This window comes from Aeromonas molluscorum 848, from assembly GCF_000388115.1.
GTDB lineage: Bacteria > Pseudomonadota > Gammaproteobacteria > Enterobacterales > Aeromonadaceae > Aeromonas > Aeromonas molluscorum.
Genome location: NZ_AQGQ01000208.1, coordinates 1 through 6,275, shown reverse-complemented (window position 1 = coordinate 6,275; position 6,275 = coordinate 1). Strand labels below are relative to the sequence as shown.

Below are 6,275 nucleotides of genomic sequence, written 5' to 3'. Positions count from 1 at the left end.
GCTGTGCCCGCGCAGTGTGATGGAGGAGGCGAGCCTGGGATCGTAGAAACGGCACCCCCCCGAGCCCAGCACCCCATAAAAGGAGTTCATGATGATCTTGATGGCCTGGGAGAGCGCCTTGTTATTAGCCGCCTTGGCCCTGTCCCGTGCCGCCCACAGGGTGGCGATAAGATCTGGCAGGAAGTGCTTGTCCCGGGAGAAGAAGGCGCCACGAAAACCGGGAATGGCGTCATCGGGGGCCTTGAGCCCTTCGATCAGCCCCATGGGATCGATGCAGAAGGTGCGGATGATACTGGGATAAAGGCTCTTGAAATCCAGCACCAGCACTTGGCGATAGAGGCCGGGTTTGGAGTCCATCACATAGCCGCCGGGGCTCGCCAGCCCCCCATCGGCGGGCAGATTGGGGGCCACATAACCGCCGCGATGCAGCCGTGGCAGATAGAGATTGGTAAAGGCCGCCACCGAGCCGCCGACGCGGTCCAGCTCCAGTCCGGTGAGATTGGCCCGCTCGATGGCAAAGGGGATCAGGTCGCAGTGCTCGACTATCTCCCACACCAGCTTGCAATCTTCCAGGTTGTAGCGGGCCAGCGCCTCTTTGTCGGAGTGAAACAGCTCGGTGATCTTCTCACCCCGGTTCGCCACATCATCGATATCCTTGCCACGGCCAAGCAGCTCGCTCGCCACCGCATCCAGGCTGTAACTGGCGAACTGCCAGGTCGCGCTCTTGAGGGTGTCGATGCCATCGAGCACCATGCGCCCCGGCAAGATGACGCTGCCGGTCTGGGGATCGCCGCGCGAGGCGCGCCAAAATGCCAGCTCCCGCCCACGGCCGAGGCGCAGCCGGCGCTTGTGAAGCTCGGCCCGGCGCAGCAGCAGGCGAAAATCAAAATTCACTACGTTCCAGCCGAGCACCAGATCAGGATCATGGCGCAGGAACCAGGTTTCGAGGGCCGCAAGCAACGCGGGCTCATCCGCCACCCACTGTACCTGGGTATCCCAGGACGCGGCGTCATCGGGGGCCTCGCCTATCATGATCACCCGGGCATCTTGCTCGCTATACAGTCCGATGGAGAAGAGGGCGCCATCCATGGCGCATTCCACATCCAGGGAGACCCAGGAGAGAGTCGGAGTCACGGCCTGGGGGGCGCAGCGCGCCTCGTTGACTAACCAGTGATCGCCGCGTTTGACCGTCTTGCCATCAAAGCGCATGCCCGCGGTAATGAAGCGCTCCATCAAGAAACGTTCGGGCAGGCGAATATCCGATTCGAAATGCTCCAGGCCACGAATGAGCAGCAGCTCTATGGCCCTGTGATAGCTGCTCAGGGTGGAGAAATAACAGCCCACCACCGCACGGCCATCGAAGGTATGCATGGGCAGACGACGAAAGCGGCCACGTACCCCGGCCCCCTGGAACAGGGCAACGGCCTCCTCCATGTGGGACTGGGGCAGGAAGAAGAGCGGCTGCTGACCGGCGACCACCAGACGCACCGGTCCTTGCTCACTCCATAGCCAGAACACGATTTCGGTACCATCGCGTCCGTCACCGCGCCCGCGCACGTCCCGGCTGTGGCGAGTCAGGATAAAACCGTCGGTGGGAGCGAGACTAGGGGTCATGGTGAAAGCAGGGAACAAAGGGAAGATAAGCTATTGTACGTTCATACAGTAGTAGCTCGCAATGCTGGCGCGAGTGAGGCCCGCAAGGGCTGCCACCCGCGCTGGATTTGGCTTATAGTGGGCACATTGAGTGGGCCGCGGCACATTGCATCAATGCCCCATCCCACTGTGCACCCGGATCTGTGCCCGGCTGGCGAGCCACCCTCGCCGGCTCATGACAAGGAGCTTTCATGCGTGTTTTCCCTTCCCTTATGCTCACCCTGACAGCGCTTGGCCTGGGTGGCTGCAGCAACACCAGTCCCACCGTCGGCGCCAGTGTCGGCATGGGTTATGGCAGCGATTATGGCGCAGCTCCCTACCCCTGGTGGTATGACGACTACTTCTACTATTGGGACCGCTACTACCCTTGGTGTTGCAATAATGATGGCGAGTTCGACGATCTGATCCAGCACTGGTGGCAGGATCTTGATGAAGGCAAGCGTGACGACATCAAGAACAAGTTCAAGGATTGGCACTCCGAGCTTGGCAAGCCGGATATAGAGACGCTGCGCACCGATTTTTCCGATCGCTGGAATGCCCTGAGCCCGGAGCAAAAGAGCATCCTGCGCGATCGCCAGCAGGTATTGCGCAAGATAAATCCGACCGGCACAGATCGCCTCTCGCTGCCAGAGGCCACCGAGGCGTCCCGCAGGCTCAATCTGGATGGCGGCAGCCTGGCTCAGCCCAGGCCCGCCAGCCGACCGGCCACCTTGCCCAGTCAACCCGTGACCCGGCCTGTCACCCTGCCATCCCGGCCGGTCGTCAGGCCCATGACCCGCCCTGCCCACATGATGAACATGCCGGTGATCCGGCGCCGCTAATCCGGTTGCCCAGCCAAGGAGAGTGCCATGACAGACAAACTGCAACTCATCGATTCGCGCACCACGGATGTTGGCGGCATACCGGTTGCCCGCGCCATACCGGTCAAGGAGAGACGCACCATAGGCCCTTGGTGCTTCCTCGATCACATAGGCCCGGCCCGCTTTGCCCCAGGTGAGCCCGGACTGAACGTCGGCCCTCATCCCCACATCGGATTGCAGACCTTCACCTGGATGCTGGAGGGGGAGATATTGCACCGCGACAGTCTGGGCAGCGAACAGGTGATCCGCCCGGGTCAGGTCAATCTGATGACGGCAGGCCAGGGCATAGCGCACACCGAGGAGTCGGTGCCCGGCCACCCGAGTGTTCATGCCGCCCAGCTCTGGATAGCCTTGCCCGAGGCTTCCCAGGCCACTCGGCCCCGCTTCGATCACTACCCGGACTTGCCGCGCTGGCAACAACAGGGGATCGGATTCACTCTGCTGATTGGCCACCATCAGGACCGGCAGGCCCCGACCCTCAGCTTCGCCCCCATACTGGGGCTGGATCTGCAGGCCGAGGAGACCCGTACCCGTACCCTGACCCTGCCCCTGGCTCCCGAGTTTGAACATGGCCTGCTGGCCCTGGCCGGTGAAGTGGCGGTGGCAGGCCAGACGCTGGCCGCCGAGCAGCTGGCCTATCTGGCACCGGGTACCAGTGAGGTGACCCTGACCCTGAAGGCGGGCGCCCGCTTGCTGCTCATCGGCGGCGAGCCCCTGGCAAAGCCGTTGCAGATCTGGTGGAACTTCGTCAGCTTCGACAAGGAGGCTATTCGCATCGCGGCGCAAGATTGGCAGTCAGGGGATGCGCGCTTTGGCGAGGTGGTTGGCTATGATGGGGCCAGGTTGATAGCCCCGCCCCTGGCCGGGCTGTGAGCAGCGGCCTCATGAGGCTAACCCTTTCCCTTCAATCCAGATCCCCCGGCGCGGTTCACGGGGATCAGGCCCCGTTGCTGATGGATCTGACTGCCGAGCTCGATCTCAGCCCCCGTGAACATGAGGCCATCACGGCCCTGCGCAACAGCTGCTTTCCCGCCTATGCCATGCCTCGCTCCTATTCCAAGCAGCGGCCTCACTTGAGGGGGCTGGTGTGGCAGGGGGCGCAGCTGGTCGGCCATGTAGGGCTGGATCAGCGCATGATTGCGGTGGGCGATCAGCCCGTTGCCATACTGGGGTTGATCGATCTCTGTGTGGCGCCCGCGATGCGCGGTCAAGGGGTGGCCAGTGCCATGCTGGCCGAACTGCAGCCATTCGCTCGCAGCAAGGGGCTCGATTATCTGTTTCTCATCGCCGACGATCCCAGCCTCTATCTGGCCAATGGTTTCGTGCAGATAACCCAGTACTGCAGCTGGCTCAGGATCAACGACTTCAAGAACTACGGTGTTGCGGTAGAGCTGCTGGATGACATTTTCATCAAGGCGCTCAGCGACACTCCCTGGCCCAACAGACCCATAGATCTGTTGGGTTATATGTTCTGACGCAGCCCAGCAAGCCCATGGCACAAACAGACAGGGCGCCCCAAGGCACCCTGTCTGGCATAGCAAGCACCCTGGTGCTTAGTACTCATCTTCCTGCTCGGCCTTGGCTCTGGCCTGGCGGGCCATGGCCTCTTCCTCGGCACTCTCTATCTCATGCAGAACAGCGTCGATATCGATGATGGCCGTGCTTTCCGCAAACTGGCCCGTGAGACGGCTCTCCGGCGTCAACTCTCCCTCTTCATAGAGGGCCCACATCTCCTGGGCATAACGGGTCTTAAGCAGCTCCGGGGCGTACATGCCGTAGTAATTGCGCATATTCTCCACATCGCGCACCAACATGGCCTTGGCCTGATTGTTGGCGGCGGCATCGATAACCTGAGGCAAATCGATGATGACGGGCCCCTTGTCATCGACCAGGACGTTGAACTCGGAGAGATCCCCGTGAATGAGGCCCGTGCATAGCATGCGCACCACGTAACCTATCACCTTGTCATGGTCCGCCAGTGCCTGCTCCGGGCTCAGCGCCACGTCGTTGAGACGGGGGGCAACATTGCCTTCGTCATCGGTGATGAGCTCCATCAGCAGCACACCATCCAGGCAGACATAGGGGGTAGGCACGCGCACACCAGCAGCGGCCAGCTTGAACAGCGCATCCACCTCGGTGTTCTGCCACACCTCTTCATGCTGGCGACGACCGTAGCGCGAGCCTTTCTCCATCGCTCGCTGGCTACGGCTGTTACGTACCTTGCGCCCTTCCTGATAGACCACGGCCTGTTTGAAGCTGCGTTTAGCCGCTTCTTTATAGACTTTGGCACAGCGAACATGTTCGCCGCAGCGCACCACATAGACATCGGCTTCTTTGCCGCTCATCAGCCGACTGATGACCTCGTCGACGAGGCCGTCGTCCACCAGAGGCTGGATTCGATTTGGTATTTTCATGGCCGAACTTTTACCCTATTTGCGCACCCGGCGCCAGTGGTGCCGTGCATTCCTGTCAGTTTTGGGGGACTTGGCAACATGGCTGCTCACGTCATCGCCGACGCGCGTTCAGATTGCAGCCAAGGCTGGCCCCGTATAACCCCTTTCGTCCACACGTCCGGTTCAGGGCTCGGGGGGCAACCCCTGGCGAATGCGGCGGATCCCATTCTCATACAGACCCTGGCGCCGGTCACCCTCGGGCTGGGTTTCAAAAATCTTGAGAAACCACATGTACTGTTCGGGGCGCCGGCCGAGCTGTTGCTCCACCATGCCATTCATACGTAATACATCCTCCTCCAGGTTGCTGGTGGGGTAAGGTTCGAAGGGGGGCTCTATTTCAAGGCAATAGCAGCCCTGCTCCTCGTCATAGCTAGCAAAAATGGGTACCGCCTTGGCGCCGGTCAGCTTCACCAACTTGGGCAAGGCTGGCAAGGTTGCCTTTGGGTGGCCGAAGAAGGGTACAAAAATGCTGGCCTCGCGGCCATGATCCTGATCCGGCAGATAGAAGAAGTTGTCACCGCCGCGGACCGCCTTGATGGCTGGCTTGATGCCGACGCTACGTTCATAGACGCGGCCGCCCTTGGCACGCTCGCGGTTGATGTACCAGTCAAACAGCGCATCTTTTGGGCTTTTCATCATGGTGCACATGGGCAGACCACGCAGTACGAACAGGCGGCCAATCACATCCACCGCCCAGGTGTGCGGTACCACCAGGATCAGAGGATGCCCCTGCGCCTGCTGCGTCGCAATATGTTCCCAGCCCGTCACCCGAATCCTGGAGGCCAGATAGCGGTTGCTGCGCCAGGTCAGCTCGCCAAACCCCATGAAGGTCTTGAGACCCACTCGTACTGATTTGAGCAGCAACGCCTGATGCTGCGTCTCGTCCAGATCAGGAAAGCAGATGTCCAGGTTGGTATTGGCGAGTATAGGCTTGCTTCGGGGAAGCCCTCAGTATGAGCGGGGCCAGGCTGTTGGCCAGTCCATCGCGCAGCCGGACAGGCAAGAAGGCCAATAGGGTCAGCAAGGCAAGGGCGAGCCAGCTAAGCCAGTGCCTGGGATGAAGCAGAGCGAGGCGAAATGAGGTGTCGAACACCGGATCTTGAGAAGCCATGTTGCAGTTCTTGTCATCTAAACAAGGGGTTATTTTAGTTATCTCAACGTATTTTTCTAGCCTGACCAGCTAGAGAGCCTGATCATTACCCCCTTTCGAACAAACCAATCCCCTTGGCCAGACCATGAAAAATGGCCCCGCAAGGGGCCATTGGCGAGCAGATACGCCGCGCGCTCAGGGATGGGGCGAGAGACCACG

The 6,275-nt window shown here is 60.8% G+C and carries 5 protein-coding genes and 1 pseudogene; 3 read left to right on the top strand and 3 right to left on the bottom strand.

Annotated features, from left to right (window positions below; translation table 11 throughout):
- On the bottom strand, positions 1–1,614 hold a 1,614-nt coding region (locus G113_RS18455), incomplete at its 3' end, for a DNA polymerase II (protein ID WP_040319379.1).
- A 230-nt stretch (positions 1,615–1,844) separates the two neighbouring features.
- On the opposite strand from G113_RS18455, the gene G113_RS18450 reads away from it, so the two are divergent.
- The 3 genes from G113_RS18450 to G113_RS18440 are packed head-to-tail and all read left to right on the top strand — an operon-like array spanning position 1,845 to position 3,988.
- Positions 1,845–2,474, top strand: coding sequence for a hypothetical protein (locus G113_RS18450; protein ID WP_005908492.1), 630 nt, complete (start codon positions 1,845–1,847; stop codon positions 2,472–2,474).
- A 27-nt stretch (positions 2,475–2,501) separates the two neighbouring features.
- Positions 2,502–3,386, top strand: a complete 885-nt coding sequence (locus G113_RS18445) for a pirin family protein (protein ID WP_005908491.1) — start codon at positions 2,502–2,504, stop codon at positions 3,384–3,386.
- 11 nt (positions 3,387–3,397) lie between these two features.
- Positions 3,398–3,988 (top strand): GNAT family N-acetyltransferase, encoded by a 591-nt coding sequence (locus G113_RS18440; RefSeq protein WP_152436103.1) that lies wholly within the window; start codon positions 3,398–3,400, stop codon positions 3,986–3,988.
- Positions 3,989–4,066: 78 nt separating this feature from the next.
- On the opposite strand, the gene G113_RS18435 is transcribed toward G113_RS18440, so the two are convergent.
- Both G113_RS18435 and G113_RS18430 read right to left on the bottom strand, forming a co-directional pair.
- The gene (locus tag G113_RS18435) at positions 4,067–4,927 is read right to left on the bottom strand and encodes a PA4780 family RIO1-like protein kinase (protein ID WP_005908489.1); all 861 of its coding nucleotides are present in this window, start codon (positions 4,925–4,927) and stop codon (positions 4,067–4,069) included.
- Positions 4,928–5,089: 162 nt separating this feature from the next.
- Positions 5,090–6,077: pseudogene (locus tag G113_RS18430) on the bottom strand (LpxL/LpxP family acyltransferase).
- Between the last annotated feature and the right edge of the window lie 198 nt (positions 6,078–6,275).